Origin of the sequence: Marivirga sp., assembly GCF_024636815.1 — a bacterium.
Classification (GTDB): Bacteria; Bacteroidota; Bacteroidia; order Cytophagales; family Cyclobacteriaceae; genus Marivirga.
In genome coordinates, this window is sequence record NZ_JAGXGF010000058.1 from 15,569 (window position 1) to 30,778 (window position 15,210).

General features: G+C 33.4%; 14 protein-coding genes. 8 read left to right on the top strand and 6 right to left on the bottom strand.

All coding sequences use genetic code 11. The features are described 5' to 3' along the window. The first annotated feature begins 193 nt into the window (after positions 1-193). The 3 genes from Q0L29_RS04375 to Q0L29_RS04385 all read left to right on the top strand — a co-directional run bounded on the left by Q0L29_RS04375 (position 194) and on the right by Q0L29_RS04385 (position 2,390). The gene (locus Q0L29_RS04375) at positions 194-799 is read left to right on the top strand and encodes a hypothetical protein (protein WP_296619405.1); all 606 of its coding nucleotides are present in this window, start codon (positions 194-196) and stop codon (positions 797-799) included. A 261-nt stretch (positions 800-1,060) separates the two neighbouring features. Further along, complete coding sequence (locus Q0L29_RS04380; protein ID WP_296619407.1) at positions 1,061-1,273, top strand: hypothetical protein; 213 nt, start codon at positions 1,061-1,063, stop codon at positions 1,271-1,273. A gap of 55 nt (positions 1,274-1,328) precedes the next feature. Beyond that, on the top strand, positions 1,329-2,390 hold the full coding sequence (locus Q0L29_RS04385; protein WP_296619408.1) for a BF3164 family lipoprotein: 1,062 nt from the start codon (positions 1,329-1,331) through the stop codon (positions 2,388-2,390). Positions 2,391-2,469: 79 nt separating this feature from the next. On the opposite strand, the gene queG is transcribed toward Q0L29_RS04385, so the two are convergent. The 5 genes from queG to Q0L29_RS04410 all read right to left on the bottom strand — a co-directional run bounded on the left by queG (position 2,470) and on the right by Q0L29_RS04410 (position 7,144). Further along, complete coding sequence (gene queG / locus Q0L29_RS04390) at positions 2,470-3,396, bottom strand: tRNA epoxyqueuosine(34) reductase QueG (RefSeq protein ID WP_296619409.1); 927 nt, start codon at positions 3,394-3,396, stop codon at positions 2,470-2,472. Further along, positions 3,396-4,424, bottom strand: coding sequence for a Holliday junction branch migration DNA helicase RuvB (ruvB, locus tag Q0L29_RS04395; protein ID WP_296619411.1), 1,029 nt, complete (start codon positions 4,422-4,424; stop codon positions 3,396-3,398). Before ruvB ends, queG begins: the two co-directional genes overlap by 1 nt. A 152-nt stretch (positions 4,425-4,576) precedes the next feature. Continuing rightward, positions 4,577-5,158 (bottom strand): TonB-dependent receptor plug domain-containing protein, encoded by a 582-nt coding sequence (locus tag Q0L29_RS04400; RefSeq protein ID WP_296619412.1) that lies wholly within the window; start codon positions 5,156-5,158, stop codon positions 4,577-4,579. Between the two features lie 70 nt (positions 5,159-5,228). Further along, positions 5,229-6,758, bottom strand: a complete 1,530-nt coding sequence (locus tag Q0L29_RS04405; RefSeq protein ID WP_296619414.1) for a M56 family metallopeptidase — start codon at positions 6,756-6,758, stop codon at positions 5,229-5,231. Beyond that, positions 6,755-7,144, bottom strand: a complete 390-nt coding sequence (locus Q0L29_RS04410; RefSeq protein WP_296619415.1) for a BlaI/MecI/CopY family transcriptional regulator — start codon at positions 7,142-7,144, stop codon at positions 6,755-6,757. Before Q0L29_RS04410 ends, Q0L29_RS04405 begins: the two co-directional genes overlap by 4 nt. 494 nt (positions 7,145-7,638) lie before the next feature. On the opposite strand from Q0L29_RS04410, the gene Q0L29_RS04415 reads away from it, so the two are divergent. After that, positions 7,639-8,367, top strand: coding sequence for a VIT1/CCC1 transporter family protein (locus tag Q0L29_RS04415; RefSeq protein WP_296619418.1), 729 nt, complete (start codon positions 7,639-7,641; stop codon positions 8,365-8,367). A gap of 7 nt (positions 8,368-8,374) precedes the next feature. Beyond that, a complete protein-coding gene (locus Q0L29_RS04420) occupies positions 8,375-8,668 on the top strand; it encodes a hypothetical protein (protein ID WP_296619420.1) in 294 nt (97 codons plus the stop codon). 14 nt (positions 8,669-8,682) lie between these two features. Here Q0L29_RS04420 and Q0L29_RS04425 read toward each other — a convergent pair whose 3' ends face one another. Next, positions 8,683-9,756, bottom strand: coding sequence for a mannose-1-phosphate guanylyltransferase (locus tag Q0L29_RS04425; protein WP_296619421.1), 1,074 nt, complete (start codon positions 9,754-9,756; stop codon positions 8,683-8,685). A 400-nt stretch (positions 9,757-10,156) separates the two neighbouring features. Here Q0L29_RS04425 and recQ point away from each other — a divergent pair, with 400 nt between their 5' ends. The 3 genes from recQ to Q0L29_RS04440 all read left to right on the top strand — a co-directional run bounded on the left by recQ (position 10,157) and on the right by Q0L29_RS04440 (position 15,185). Next, positions 10,157-12,334 carry a DNA helicase RecQ gene (gene recQ, locus Q0L29_RS04430; RefSeq protein ID WP_296619423.1) on the top strand — a complete coding sequence of 726 codons (2,178 nt, stop codon included), beginning with the start codon at positions 10,157-10,159 and terminating at the stop codon, positions 12,332-12,334. Between the two features lie 221 nt (positions 12,335-12,555). Beyond that, positions 12,556-13,839, top strand: a complete 1,284-nt coding sequence (purD, locus tag Q0L29_RS04435) for a phosphoribosylamine--glycine ligase (RefSeq protein WP_296619424.1) — start codon at positions 12,556-12,558, stop codon at positions 13,837-13,839. A gap of 101 nt (positions 13,840-13,940) precedes the next feature. Continuing rightward, the gene (locus tag Q0L29_RS04440) at positions 13,941-15,185 is read left to right on the top strand and encodes a regulatory iron-sulfur-containing complex subunit RicT (protein WP_296619426.1); all 1,245 of its coding nucleotides are present in this window, start codon (positions 13,941-13,943) and stop codon (positions 15,183-15,185) included. Positions 15,186-15,210 lie beyond the last annotated feature (25 nt).

Consider the following 15,210-nt stretch of genomic DNA (forward strand, 5'->3'; position numbering starts at 1 on the left):
AAAGCTAGTTACTTTCCTAAAAATAGTGATAAAATGAAAATTGGAAATTTAGAAGTTCGAAGTTCTGTCTGGTTTCCTGGCTCTTAAATCTTGACTCTCCAAAAAACCATGACATTAATCATATTACCTCCTTATTAATCTCAGTACAGTTCCATCACAATTTTGCGAATTTTGTGAAAAACAATTGGGAAAAATGGTAGCTAAAGAGATTCAAAATCAAGGAGGACAGGCACAACCCAATGACTGGGTTTCAGCCAAATCATTCTATACCTGTAAAAACGGAATTTGCAATAGTTGTTTATCGAAACATGAAAATAAGGATCAGCTTGTTTTGCCACTTTCAAAATTAAAAGAAAAGGATTTTGAAATTGATTTAGGCAATTTCCTTAAAAGTTTAGCAAAATTTGACCGACCTGTTTTATTCTACCATCGCAACCATCCCATTAAAGAACAAGTGCTCATTAAATTCACAGGCCATGAAAACTTTGAGAACTCATTTGAAGTAATCAAACCCTTTTTGCCACAAACCGCCATTCCTGCCACTATTATTTCACCTTATGCACTTAGCAAAAACAACCGATTGAAAGAACAAAAATTAGTGAATTTAACTAAAAGATTTTTTGAACCCTTAGGATTCATCAAATTACACCTTCATTCTGTAGCTGACTATCATGAATATGCAGAAAGTGAAAAAATTGGTTTATTAATGATGCCTTTGAAAGATCTACCTGATTATGTGCAATATGTAGTGCACTCTGAGGATTTAAAAAAGGTTATCCCAGCTATTTTTCAGCCCTGAAAGGTAGTTACTTAATGTTTTAACGTACAATTATAATTAAAACCGTTTTTTTTTGCATTATATTAATTTATTGATAGATTTGAATTATATAATTAATCAAAGTGAATAGATTGATTAAATATTTTACTAGTCGATATTTTAACCAAACCTATAAAGTGAATTGTACTTATCCCTTCCGGCCAAAGGTCGATATCCCAATTCTACTGCCGCTTTGATTAAATTTTTAATTCTATTTTAAAATTTAAAATTTAAATTATGAAAATGTTTAAAAAACAAATTGCAACTGCTATTTTGTTAATTGGCGGAATAATGTCGAGCAGTTATTTATTTTCTCAAAATGAGCCGGAAACTATATCAGAACCAATAGATTACGGTGGTATTTGTTGTGATAATTTTGGGAGTGTATGCTATCATCCCAATGGAATGACATTCCTAGGAGCGAAATGGTATTCGGGTGGTCCATATTGCCCATAAAGTAGTTCTGCAGCGTGAAAATACGCTGCAGTTTTTTTTTAAAATTAAATAAAATATGAATAGATCTTTAATACTTTCAATAATATTGATTTTTCTTATTGTCTCCTGTCAAAGGACAAATTCTAAAAAGAATTATCAAATCAATACTTTTAATCATAGCAATATCCAATACAAACCCTTAATAGGCGAAAAACATGTATTTGATCAAACACGAGTACCGAACAGCATAATAAAAGTGAATTCCAAATTAATAGTAACTGAATTGGCAGGAGATACTTTAATAAGTGTTATAAATGCCGATGAAATGACTTTTGATTATAAATTCGGTAAAGAAGGAATGGGGCCAGGTGAATTTTATAAAATTTGGAATTTGTATCCTTCCTCTGAACCTGATAAATTCTGGATATATTGCCCTGAAACAAAAATATCAACACTTTATAACATAACTGAAAGTGAAATTGTAAAAACATATAAGCAAACTTCTGATGATGTATTGGCTGTTCAATTTGCCCCCAGCTACAGAAATTCTTTTATCGGAATAAAAGCAGATGGTTCTTACCAGTTTGCGGAATTTTCAGCAAATGGTAAAGAAATTGCAGGTTTTAATACTTGGGAAGGTTATGTTGAAAAATCAGAGGATATCCCCAAAAATGTAATCTCTTCAGTTCATCAAGGAAAATTATTTTCTAATCCACAGCAGAATAAATTTGCTTTAGCTTGCATAAATAGAGATATGATCGAAGTACTTGACTTAAAAGATTCCAGCATTTTATCAATCCGAGGACCCGGAAATATAATTCCTGAATTTACGGTTGATTATTCTGCTGGATATCCTATGGCTTTAACTGATAGAGAAACTGATGTGTATTGTTATTATGGAGCCTACCTAAGTGACAATTATATTTATGGACTATATTCCGGGGAAACTTCAATAAATGTAAACCAAAACCACTCTGATATTGCGAAGATTATCTATAAATTTTCTTATGATGGCAATTTGGTTTCTTCTTATAAGTTAGATTTTTCATTACAGAGTATACATGTTGATGAAAAAGAATCTAAAATTTACGGGATTACAACAGATGAAAATCCGGGGATAGCTGTATTTAATATGTAATTAAATAGATCATTTAATTCAGGAGTGGTCATTGAAGTCAAATTACCAACTCCTAACAAATACGAATCAATGGTTATTATTATTTTATAAAATCAATATTCCGCATCAAACCGCTATATTTAGTCCGTTTCACTGCAGATTTTCTGAATACTTCATTAAAAACTTCTTTAGTCATTTCTTCCCAGTCTTTTTTATCCATTTCGGTTAATATGGAATGCGGTTGAAAAGCCTCTTCTTGATGAGGTTTTGAGAAACGGTTCCAAGGACAAACATCCTGGCAAATATCGCAGCCAAAAACCCAATTTTCCATTTTATCGGAAAACTCTGTTGGTAAATCGTCTTTGAGTTCGATAGTTAAATACGAAATGCATTTGGAAGCATCCACTATTCCATCACCCACTATAGCGTCAGTCGGGCAAGCATCAATACATTTGGTGCAAGTTCCACAATAATCCTGCATAGGGCCATCTTCCTCCAACTCTAAATCAATGATTAATTCCGCTAGAAAATAGAAACTTCCTCTTTGCTTATTGAGCAACAAGCTATTTTTCCCTAACCAGCCCAATCCACTTTTAGCCGCCCATTGCCTTTCCATAACAGGAGCTGAATCCACAAAAACTCTTCCGTCCACCTCTCCTATTTCTTTATGGATGCGGGACATGAAATCTTTCAGCTTATCCTTGATGACGAAATGGTAATCTTTGCCGTAAGCATATTTGGCTATTTTATAGGAATCACTTTTGGCTAAATCTTGCTCGGGATAATAATTGTACATTAAAGAGACCACTGATTTTGCACCTTCGACTAGTTTTGTGGGATCAAGTCGCTTATCAAAGTGATTTGCCATGTAATGCATTTTGCCATGGTATCCTTTTTGGAGCCAATTTTCTAACTTAGGGGCTTCATCTTCTAAAAACCCAGCTTTGGACACGCCACAGAAATCAAAGCCCAAATCGGAGGCTATGGATTTGATGATTTTGGTATTTTTTTCTTTAGATAATGACATTAATCAAACAAAGTCCCTAATCTGCCCGGAGGCACACTTCCTAAATGTTTATAAGCTAATTCAGTAGCTTGACGACCACGGGCGGTTCTTTTTAAATATCCTTCTTTAATTAAAAATGGCTCGTAAACTTCTTCGATAGTATCGGCTTCTTCTCCAACTGCAGTCGCTATTGTTCCCAGGCCAACAGGTCCTCCGTTGAATTTCTCTATAATGGTAGTTAGAATTCGATTATCCATTTCATCCAATCCATGTTGATCTACATCCAGTGCATTTAAGGCAAATTCCGCAATTTCCTTGGTGATGGTTCCATCGCCTTTTATTTCGGCAAAATCACGGGTTCTTCTTAAAAGCGTATTAGAAATTCTTGGCGTTCCTCTACTTCTTCTGGCAATTTCAAAAGCAGCATCTTCTTCTAAAGGAGTATTTAATATAGAAGCAGAACGCTTGATAATTTTCTTTAACAATTCAGCATCATAATATTCCAAACGAGCATTAATACCAAAACGAGCTCTTAATGGAGAAGTCAACAATCCTGAGCGTGTGGTAGCTCCAATTAAGGTAAATGGGCTCAAGCTAATCTGAACCGATCGAGCATTAGGCCCGCTGTCCAACATTATATCTATGCGAAAATCTTCCATGGCAGAATAAAGATATTCCTCTACTACTGCATTAAGTCTGTGGATTTCATCTATAAATAAAACATCTCCTTCTTCCAGATTGGTTAATAAACCGGCTAGGTCCCCGGGTTTATCCAAGACTGGGCCAGAAGTGACTTTCAAACTAGAACCTAATTCATTGGCTATGATATGAGATAGCGTAGTTTTCCCTAATCCTGGAGGGCCATGCAATAGTACGTGATCCAAAGGCTCTGATCGCTTTTTTGCAGCCTGAACAAATACCTGAATATTATCCACTGTCTTTTGCTGACCAGTAAAGTCACTAAAAGAGAGTGGTCGAAGTGCTTTTTCAAACTCTTTCTCTTCTGGGTTTAAATTTTCATCATCTCCTGTCAGGAAATCTTCTCTCATATCACCTTAATATTTATGGCAAGTTAATCAAAAAAGAGGATTTTGAAGTGAATTTATAGGTTGTCTTTTAAAATGTTACGTTGTAGAAATTTCGAATAAAAAAAATGACCTGTCATTGACAAGCCATTTTAAGATTGATAGTTTACCGGTTCTTATTCTTTTTTGAGATATATTTCTACTACTCCATTCTTAGCTTTTTCACCATATTTATCGGTAGCTTTTTTGTCTTTCAATACTGAAATACTATCAATCTTATTTGGATCAACATCATTTGGTCTGTAGCCTAAAGTTTGTTCCTCTCCGTCAATAACAAATAAAACTTCAGAACTCTTAAAACCTAAAACCTCCAAAACACTTTCCTTTTCAACATCCATCTTCATTTCACCTGAAAAATCTCCATCATTTGTTTTATAAAAAACACTGATGGTAATAGTATTGTCATTTTCGGGTACTTCACTAATTGCTGTCTTTTCATTTTCATCAGAAGCAACTTCTTCAATCCTCACTTTTACAACATTATCAGTAATAATTTCTATAAGTCCTTGTTCTGCATTTTCTGAAGGCAAAACAATTCGGATATTTCTAATTTCTCTATTTCCTAATATTTTTTCTAAGTCAGTTTCGTTCTTGATCAATTTACCATCAATTTTCACGGTCACTTCAGCCTTTTCATCTGATCCGAATTTTTTGACCAATTTCTTTAAAACCTCAAGATTACTTGAGTCTCCAGTCATACCAAATCCATCTTCAAACTGAATTTGAACAGGTCCAGGTATATTGATCTCTGAGACATTAGCTGGCTTGTTATCTAGCTTCTCGATTAATTTTGAAGGTCTTATAGCTTCTGAAAATCATCTCTTCCATTTCCTCATCACTAACATTATCAGGTTCTGAAGCAAAATCTTTTGCTGGTCTAAAGGTGAAAAACTCAGTCTTCCTATCAAAAATATAAGTATTTCGATTTTCATTTTCCTTTTCCCACTTAGCCCTGTTATTTGATTTAAAGTAATTTATGCTAAAAAAATGATAAGCTGTATTTTCTTCTATTTCATACATGGTAGCTATATCTTGCTCACCCAAGGGTATTTTTTGATTTAAAGGAAATAATTTTTCATCTACAAATAGCTTAACTTTTTCATTTTCGGTTTTTGCTATCAAAGTATTCTTAGTCATTTCCAAGACTAATCCAAGACGGCTGTCTTCTGATTTGAAAAGTACTTTCTCCTCTGGTTTTTGAGGAATTTGTTTTTCCATCTCCTCTACTTTCTGTTCAGCTGTTTTTACCAGTTTTGATTCCTCTTTTGGTTCTTCCAGCTTATAAAAAGTAAAGCCCATCAGAAAAACAACAATCATCAAAAGGCTTAAAAATGGTTTTAAACCGATGTTATGTTCTGGTTTTTGTTCAAAAATTCTCATAATTCTCATTTTAAGGTTAGATTGTTTATTTGAAAATGGAATAGCATAGTTCATCGATTGTCTATAGCTTTCCATATTAAGTAGAGCATGTGCATAAACTTGCTTATCTGCAATTTGAGTGACTTGGTCATCACATCTGTTTTCTCTTTCAACTCTAATACTTTTAGCCAACCACCACATTAATGGATGATAAAAGAATATGACCTCAAAAGTCATAGTTAGCAGGTTAATTAAATAATCTTTATGTTTAATGTGATAAAGTTCATGCAATAAAACAGCTTCAATTTGGTCAGCAGGTAAGGTGGCAAAAAAGCCTAAAGGCAATGCAATTACTGGCTTTATGAAACCAAAAGTTAAAGCAGAAGTAATTCTCTGGCTTTCAAATACTTTTACATCCCTCTTAATCTTTAGTTGCCATAATTGATTCTGAATAAATTTATTCCATTTTTGAGAAATACTTCCCTGATCTTGATTTATTAAATTTTGGGTATAATAATATCCACCAATCATCTTTATAGAAAAAACAAAAGCGCCTATCAACCAAAAAATACCAAGTGATTTAAATATTAAACTACTTGTCATAAAATCACTTTTTTCTGGTGCTATGACGGATTTACTTTCTTGTCTTCCATTAATTAAGGAGGATTCGACAGTCAATTCATTAACACTTTCTAATTCCCAATAAGTAGTATTTTCATTTTTGATATTATCATTGAAAACGTAGGTACTGGCTATAGTAATCAGAAAGAAAAATACCAATCCAACTATACTTTTGTGGTATCTATCCGAAGAAGATTGATTTGGATATAAAAAATCAAAAAGCTTAATAAGCAAATAAACTAAAAGACCACTTAAGCAACTGACAGTAACCCATATTCCCATTAAACTTAAAGTTGAGTTTTGTAATAAATCCATCATTTTGCACCTCCTTTCTCTTGCTTCTCAATCCATTCCTTTAATTCTTTCAAATCTTCAGGACTAGTTTCTTGATTCCCCAATAAGTGCATGACCATTTCTTTAGCCGACCCCTTAAAAAGGGTATCAGAAAGCTTATTAAAAATATTATTCTTGGTTGATTGTTCATCAAGCTCAGAGAAATAAGCATAAATTTTCCCTTCTTTTTTTCTGCTTAACATCCGCTTTTCTAACATTCTTTGAATTTGTTTCAATGTTGTGGTATAGCCCACCTGTTTCCTTTCGTGCAAACGATCATGAATTTCATTTACTGTTTGCCCGGGTTTATCCCACAATTCCTGAAGAATTTCTAGTTCTGCTTCCGAAGGTTTCTGCTTGCTTCTATCCATTTCTTTTATAATTTAAAAGCAATTAAACGACATTTGTCGTATTAAGCAAATTTTCTCACGACAAATGTCGTATTACATCAAAAATATTTATTTCAAATTCCCTCACCTTTTTATATAATATCCGTAAATTAGCTTGTTACAGTATTTTCTGTAAACACAATAAAATGAAAAATATAAATCAAAACATTGCCACTCCACCCGATGAAGAACAAGTGAACTGGCCTGTGGTAATAGGGATAATTACCACCATGATCATCATAGTCCTAGTTCTTAATTTTTCTTAATCACATGAAATGAGCATACATTTTATTCATCCTCAACATACCAAACGAGGATGAATAAAATTTATCGAATTCCATGTGACAACTTAAAAACAGTTATATACACATGAAAGGTGGGTTTTTAAAAACCCACTTTTTTTTATTTTCAGAATAATCTAATCAATAAATGCAACCATCCGTTCTTCTTAGAATACTTTTATACATTAAATTGAAATGGAGAAAAGCGAAGAATTTATACATCAGGAAAGTAGCTTTTTAGGCAAGCATCAAAATTATTTATCAGAATTTGTCTATGGTGGAATTGATGGCAGTATCACCACTTTTGCGGTCGTAGCTGGTGCTGTAGGTGCTGGATTGGATAATGCCATTATCATTATTTTAGGATTTGCTAATTTATTTGCTGATGGATTTTCAATGTCGATTGGGGCTTATATGTCTGCAAAATCTGAGAAACAAAATTTCCATAAACAGAAAGCCATAGAATACTGGGAAGTGGATAATATGCCAGAAACAGAAAGAGAGGAAATCCGTGATATATATAGAGAAAAAGGTTTTGAAGATCCCTTATTAAGCCAGGTGGTGGAAGTAATTACAAAAGATAAAGACCGTTGGGTGGATGTGATGATGAAATATGAACTGGGACTGATAGAAGAGGAAAAATCTCCTTTTCAGACAGGACTTTATACTTTTATTTCTTTTTTGATTATAGGGTTGATCCCATTATTGGTTTTTGTAGCTGATTACTTAAATATTGAAGTCAATAACAAATTCTTATGGTCAAGTGTAATGACTGGCATCGGTTTTATTATAATTGGTTTTTTAAAATCCAAGGTGACTAATAATTCAATAATTAAAGGGATTTCAGAAACCTTGCTTTTAGGAGCATTAGCTGCACTTGTAGCTTACTTTGTAGGAGATTTTTTAGAACATATCATAAAATAAAATAAGCATGGGACACATAAGCGAATTACATGACAGCAATAAAGGGGTTTCAGCCAAACCAATTTTCAAAAGCAGTTTGGGTGGAAATACAACTGCAATTCAGTTATTGAAAAATGAAACTTTAAAAGAACACAGCTCTAAAACTGATGCACTTTTAATCTGTATTGATGGAAAAGCTTTTTATAAAGATGAAGAGGGTAATGAAAATGAGCTTAATCCGGGAAATTATGTAGAAATAAAAGCTGATGTAAAGCATTGGCTTGAATCGCCAATGGATAGCCAACTACTTTTGATAAAATAATCTGAAAGAGGAGATTATATAAAACTATCTCCTTTTTCAGATTTTACTGAATTCACAATTTCTTTAATTTCTTTTTCGGCATTTTTCTTACAAATCAAAATCACACCATCTTGCTCAGCAACCAGAAAATCATGTAAATCTTGAATTACTACTAAATCGCTTTTATCGGTGGTCACAATATTTCCCGAGGAATTAAAGCTCATTACATTACTTGGAGAAGCATTTCCTTGATCATCTTTCTCTCTAATTTCATGAAGGCTTTCCCAATTTCCTAAATCTGACCATCCTATATCTGTCAATAGCACAAATACATTATCTGCTTTCTCCATTATTCCAATATCAATAGAGATATTAACACATTGAGTGTAAGCTTTATTCACAAATAAGCTCTCATTAGCACTGAAGTATTGTGATTCTCCATCAGCAAAAACCTCTGCTAAATCAGGTAAATAAGATTCAAATGCTTTTAAAATACTTTTAGCAGACCATATGAAAATACCTGCATTCCAAACAAAATCACCACTTTCAATAAATTTTTGTGCTAATCCAATCTCTGGTTTTTCAGTAAATGTTTTTACTTTTTTGATGGTAGCAGAATCAGGAATAAATTGAATATAACCATAACCAGTTTCAGGCCTATTAGGGTGCATTCCTAAAGTTACCAATTGATCATTTTTGGATGCACTATCCAAGGCCACGGCAACAGACTGATGGAAAACATCTTCTTTTAAAATTAAATGGTCGGCTGGAGCAATTACCATGGAAGCGTCAGGATTTTTACTGGCAATTTTATAAGCTGCATAAGCAATACAAGGAGCTGTATTTCTTTTATATGGCTCTAAAAGTAACTGTTGACTGCCTAACCCTTCAATTTGTTCATGAATTAAATCTTCGTACTCTTTGTTGGTGACTATATATATATTTTCTTTAGGGAATTTCGTCAAAAACCTTTCATAAGTCATTTGGAGTAATGTTTTACCTACTCCTAATAAATCATGAAATTGCTTAGGCTTTTTGGAAGTACTTACTGGCCAAAGGCGGGTTCCGGTTCCACCAGCCATGATGATGACATAATTATTTTGATTCATAAGTTTTATAGTTTCAGGCATGATTATAAACTGCCTGAATTGAAAAAATCTTCATTAAATAGATTGACTAAGGTTCTAAGCATTCTAACGCCCCTATCAATACAAAAGTTATTAGCTGAAAAATTTGAATCCAAAAATGCAGAATAATAATTGCATTGAAAAACCATATAACAAATTCAAATCGGAATTATGACGACTCGTTATAAACCCAGTTAATGAGTTTAATGTAGAAATGTAACATTATTAATAATATTATTACACTCGAAGCATTATTAAATACAGATTTTAAGACAATGTTTTTAATATTTTTTACTAAATTCAAAGTATCTCATGATTAGCTATTAAATTTGACATGAGATTGAATAAATAAGTTTATAATTAAGCAATTTGTGCTAAAGAAATGATAGAAGAGCAAGAAGCTACTTTAAAAGAAAAATTAAAAGAGGTATTTGGTTATAATCAGTTTAGGGGAAACCAAGAATTGATTATGCAAAACCTTATAAACGGCAAGAATACTTTTGTGATCATGCCTACAGGAGCAGGGAAATCACTCTGTTACCAATTACCCGCTATTTCGCAAGAAGGAACGGCTTTGGTGGTATCTCCATTGATTGCGTTAATGAAAAATCAGGTGGACACCTTAGTTGCTTTAGGAGTTAATGCCGCATTTTTAAATTCAACATTAACAAAAACCGAAATCAAAAGGGTGAAAAAAGAAGTTATGACAGGTAACTTAAAACTTCTTTATGTTGCTCCGGAATCTTTAACCAAAGAAGAAAACGTTGAATTTTTAAAACAAGCCAATATTTCATTTGCCGCTATAGATGAAGCGCATTGTATTTCGGAATGGGGTCACGACTTCCGGCCTGAATACAGAAGAATAAAATCCATATTGCAGCAAATATCTAATATCCCAATCATAGCCCTTACAGCTACTGCCACTCCTAAAGTGCAGTTGGATATTCAGAAAAACCTGAATATGGAAGAAGCTAATGTCTTTAAATCTTCCTTTAATAGAGAAAATCTGTATTATGAGGTAAGACCTAAAAACCAGGCAAAGAAACAGCTCATTAGATTCTTAAATGAAAGAAAAGGGAAATGTGGTGTGATTTATTGCCTGAGTAGGAAAAAGGTAGAAGAGATTGCCGAATTTCTGAATGTAAATGGGTTTAACGCTGCTCCGTATCATGCCGGACTGGAAGGTGGTACTCGAATGAAAAATCAAGACAACTTCTTAAATGAGGATGTAGACATTATAGTAGCAACTATTGCCTTTGGAATGGGGATCGATAAACCTGATGTTCGATTTGTAATTCATTATGATACTCCTAAATCAGTAGAGGGCTACTATCAAGAAACAGGTAGAGCAGGAAGAGATGGTCTTGTGGGTGATTGTCTGATGTTTTACAGTTATAACGATATTCTTAAACTCGAAAAATTCAATAAGGACAAACCCGTAACAGAAAAAGAAAATGCTAAACTGCTTTTAGAAGAAATGTCTTCTTATGCAGAATCTTCTGTATGCAGAAGAAAGCAATTACTCCATTATTTCGGGGAAGAATTTGCCGACTACTGTGGGAAATGTGATAATTGCTTGCACCCTAAAGAAAAGTTTGAGGCAAAAGATGAAATGACAACAGTTTTAAAAACTGTTAAATTAACTAATGAAAGATTTGGTATTAATCACTTAGTGAATGTTATAAGAGGTTCAAAAGATCAATATGTAACTAGCTATGATCATAATAAACTGGAAGTTCATGGAGTAGGTGCTGATCAAGATCCTGAGTTTTGGAAATCAGTTATTAGACAAACCATGCTTTATGGTTATTTGAAGAAAGATATCGAAAACATTGGAGTGCTCAAGATCAATAAGGCAGGTGAAGATTTCTTAAAGAATCCAACTGATATTCAATTCACTGTAAATCATATCTATACAGATGATGGTGATGAAGATCATATTGAAAAAGACTCTGTTTCAGCTAAAGCATTTGACGAAACTTTATATACTCAGCTTAAGGCGCTAAGAAAAAAGGTTGCGAAATCTAAGGATTTACCTCCTTATGTGATTTTCCAAGATCCTTCTTTAGAGGAAATGGCCACTACCTATCCTACAACAAATGAGGAAATGGCAGCTGTCAATGGTGTTGGTTTAGGGAAAGTTAAGAAGTTTGGAAAACCTTTCATGGAGTTGATTAAGAAGTATGTTGATGAAAATGACATCATCACGGCTGCTGATGTAATGGTGAAATCATCAGTGAATAAATCCAAGATGAAAATTTTCATCATTCAGCAGGTGGACAAGAAAATGGACTTAGAAGAAATAGCTGAAATGAAAGATATTTCTTTTGAGGAACTTATTGATGAAATAGAACATATTTGCTACTCAGGTACCACCTTAAATCTAAATTATTACTTAAATCAAATCATTGATGATGATAAGCAGGAGGAAATTATGGATTATTTTCTTTCAGCTGAATCTGATAGCATCGATGATGCAATGGATGAATTTGAGGACGAATTCAGTGAAGAAGATTTAAGGCTTATGCGCATTAAGTTTTTATCAACTTATGCAAACTAATTCTAATGACTGCTTTATTAGCAGTCATTTTTTTCATTAATTTTACTTTAGGTAAATGTCATTTTCTTAGTTGAGAATAAATAAAATTGAACTGAATAAATGAAATCAACTTTAAAAATTCAGGTTCAAATTTAATAGAAAGGGAATCTGAATTTTTAATCAAAGATTCCATAGCCTGCCCCGACTAATCGGGGTGACGACTTAAAAGCATTGAAATACACATGAATATATTAATATTAGGCTCCGGTGGAAGAGAGTATGTTTTTACTGAAAAAATAGCTAAAAGCACTGAATGTAAAAAACTATTTGTAGCTCCTGGAAATGCCGGAACGGCTCAAATAGCTGAAAATATCAATCTTTCACCAACTGATTTTAAAAGTATAGCTAAATTCAGCTTAGAAAATAATATTGACATGATAGTGGTGGGCCCTGAAGCACCACTTGTTGAAGGAATACGAGATTATTTTGAGGGCGATGAGAAATTAAAACAAATACAAATCATAGGTCCTGGAAAAGCAGGAGCAGAGCTAGAAGGCAGTAAAGAATTCGCCAAAAGTTTTATGCATAGACACAACATACCTACTGCTGCATATTCGACTTTTAATAAATCCACTTTATCTGAAGGACTCTCCTATTTACAAACTCTAAAACCACCTTATGTTTTAAAAGCAGATGGTTTGGCAGGAGGAAAAGGCGTTGTAATTTGTGAGAATTTACCTACAGCTGAAAAAAGCCTTACTGAAATGCTGAGAGATGAAAAATTCGGAGCCGCTAGTGAAAAAGTAGTGATAGAAGAATTTTTATCTGGTATAGAGCTTTCTGTTTTTGTATTAACTGATGGCGAAAATTATAAAATCTTACCAGCAGCAAAAGATTATAAAAGAATTGGTGAAGGCGATACTGGTTTAAATACTGGTGGTATGGGAGCAGTTTCTCCCGTGAAATTTGCAGATGCAAACTTCATGGAAAAAGTTGAGTCCAAAATCATCAAACCTACAGTTGATGGATTGAAAAAAGATAAAATAGATTATCAAGGCTTTATTTTTATTGGATTAATGAATGTAGGTGGGGAACCTTATGTTATTGAATATAATGTAAGAATGGGTGATCCTGAAACTCAAGTAGTTTTACCAAGGCTGAAAAGTGATCTATTATCCATTTTTAAAAGCTTAAAAAGCCAAGAATTAAATAAGGAAGAATTCATAATTAGCGAGCAAACTGCAGCTACAATTGTTTTAGTAGCAGGTGGCTACCCTGAAAGTTATGAAAAAGGGAAAGTTATAAAAGGCTTAGAAGATGTAGAGAATGCAAAAGTTTATCATGCGGGAACTGCACAAAATGATAATGAGATAGTAACAGCTGGAGGAAGGGTCTTAGCCATTACCGGAATTGGAGATGATTTGAATATCTCCTTAAAAAATGCCTATGCAGGTGCTAATAAAGTCTGCTGGGATGATATATATTACAGAAAAGATATTGGTCAGGACTTACTGGCATTAGAATAGATTATAAGATGAATATCCCTTTATTTTTCTTTTGAGGAAATGGTATTCACTTCGATCTAATGTAGAATGCTGTAAATAAATACAGCTTAAATAAATATATTATGGGATGCTCATCATGCGGAACTAAAAATAAAGAAGGAGTCACTACTGGTTGTCAAAATAATGGGGGATGCAGCACAGGCGGATGCAATAAAATGAATTCGTTCGACTGGCTATCCAATATGGATTTCCCTAATTATGATAATTTCGATATAGTAGAAATCAAGTTTAAAGGAGGTAGAAAAGAGTTTTTTAGAAATATACACAACCTTGATTTAGTTACGGGAGATGCAGTTGTAGTAGATGTACCTAATGGTCATCATATTGGATATATCTCTATGCAGGGTGAATTGGTTCGCTTACAGATGCAAAAGAAAAAGGTTAAAAATGACGATGAGATTAAAGCCGTTTATCGCGTTGCAACTGATAAGGACTTAGAAAAATGGCATGAGGTTCAAAACAGAGAGATGCCCACTATGTATCGAGCCAGGGAGGTCATACAAGAGCTTAAATTGAAAATGAAGCTTTCTGATGTTGAATTTCAAGCTGATAATTCAAAAGCCACTTTCTATTATTCTGCTGAAGAAAGAGTTGACTTTCGAGAGCTCATTAAAAAGCTTGCAGGTGAGTTTAAAATAAGAGTAGAAATGCGCCAAATCTCACTTCGACAAGAAGCTGGAAGAATAGGTGGAATCGGAAGTTGTGGAAGAGAGTTATGCTGTAGTACTTGGTTAACTGATTTCAAAAGTGTTTCCACTAGTGCTGCTCGATACCAGAATTTATCATTGAATCCAAGTAAGCTTTCAGGGCAATGCGGTAGACTTAAATGCTGCTTAAACTATGAATTGGATACTTATATGGAGGCCTTAAGTGGTATCCCTGAGGTAGAAAAACCAATTCAAACCAAGAGAGGAAGCTTGACATTACAAAAGACAGATATCTTTCGTAAAATCATGTGGTTTAGTTATTCTGAAGACAATATATGGCATCCTGTTAAAGTAGAAAGGGTAGCCGAAATAATTACCTTAAACAAGCAGGGAGAAAAACCTGACACTTTAATGGAAGACATTCTTGAAATTGAAGAAACAGTTCAGATTAATAGTGACTTAATTAAATTAGACCGCAAATTTTCTAAACCTAAGAAGAAAAAGAAAAAGGGTGGTAAGTTTAATCCTAATAGAATAAAGGCTGAAAATGGCCCAAATTCAACCAATAAAGAAAAGCCTCAAGGCAATGCTAAAAAGCATAAAAACAAAAAAAGATTTAACAAAAATAAGAGCAATCCAAATAATAACAAGAAAGATTAATGAGGTCATTATTTAGTATTATATG

What these genes read in the sequence shown, in the direction of transcription:
- Q0L29_RS04425 (WP_296619421.1), bottom strand. Translation starts at nt 9,756, where the DNA reads ATGAATCAAAATAATTATGTCATCATCATGGCTGGTGGAACCGGAACC.
- Q0L29_RS04400 (WP_296619412.1), bottom strand. Translation starts at nt 5,158, where the DNA reads ATGACTGGAGACTCAAGTAATCTTGAGGTTTTAAAGAAATTGGTCAAA.
- Q0L29_RS04375 (WP_296619405.1), top strand. Translation starts at nt 194, where the DNA reads ATGGTAGCTAAAGAGATTCAAAATCAAGGAGGACAGGCACAACCCAAT.
- Q0L29_RS04405 (WP_296619414.1), bottom strand. Translation starts at nt 6,758, where the DNA reads ATGATGGATTTATTACAAAACTCAACTTTAAGTTTAATGGGAATATGG.
- Q0L29_RS04440 (WP_296619426.1), top strand. Translation starts at nt 13,941, where the DNA reads ATGGGATGCTCATCATGCGGAACTAAAAATAAAGAAGGAGTCACTACT.
- ruvB (WP_296619411.1), bottom strand. Translation starts at nt 4,424, where the DNA reads ATGAGAGAAGATTTCCTGACAGGAGATGATGAAAATTTAAACCCAGAA.
- recQ (WP_296619423.1), top strand. Translation starts at nt 10,157, where the DNA reads ATGATAGAAGAGCAAGAAGCTACTTTAAAAGAAAAATTAAAAGAGGTA.
- queG (WP_296619409.1), bottom strand. Translation starts at nt 3,396, where the DNA reads ATGTCATTATCTAAAGAAAAAAATACCAAAATCATCAAATCCATAGCC.
- Q0L29_RS04380 (WP_296619407.1), top strand. Translation starts at nt 1,061, where the DNA reads ATGTTTAAAAAACAAATTGCAACTGCTATTTTGTTAATTGGCGGAATA.
- purD (WP_296619424.1), top strand. Translation starts at nt 12,556, where the DNA reads ATGAATATATTAATATTAGGCTCCGGTGGAAGAGAGTATGTTTTTACT.
- Q0L29_RS04415 (WP_296619418.1), top strand. Translation starts at nt 7,639, where the DNA reads ATGGAGAAAAGCGAAGAATTTATACATCAGGAAAGTAGCTTTTTAGGC.
- Q0L29_RS04410 (WP_296619415.1), bottom strand. Translation starts at nt 7,144, where the DNA reads ATGGATAGAAGCAAGCAGAAACCTTCGGAAGCAGAACTAGAAATTCTT.
- Q0L29_RS04420 (WP_296619420.1), top strand. Translation starts at nt 8,375, where the DNA reads ATGGGACACATAAGCGAATTACATGACAGCAATAAAGGGGTTTCAGCC.
- Q0L29_RS04385 (WP_296619408.1), top strand. Translation starts at nt 1,329, where the DNA reads ATGAATAGATCTTTAATACTTTCAATAATATTGATTTTTCTTATTGTC.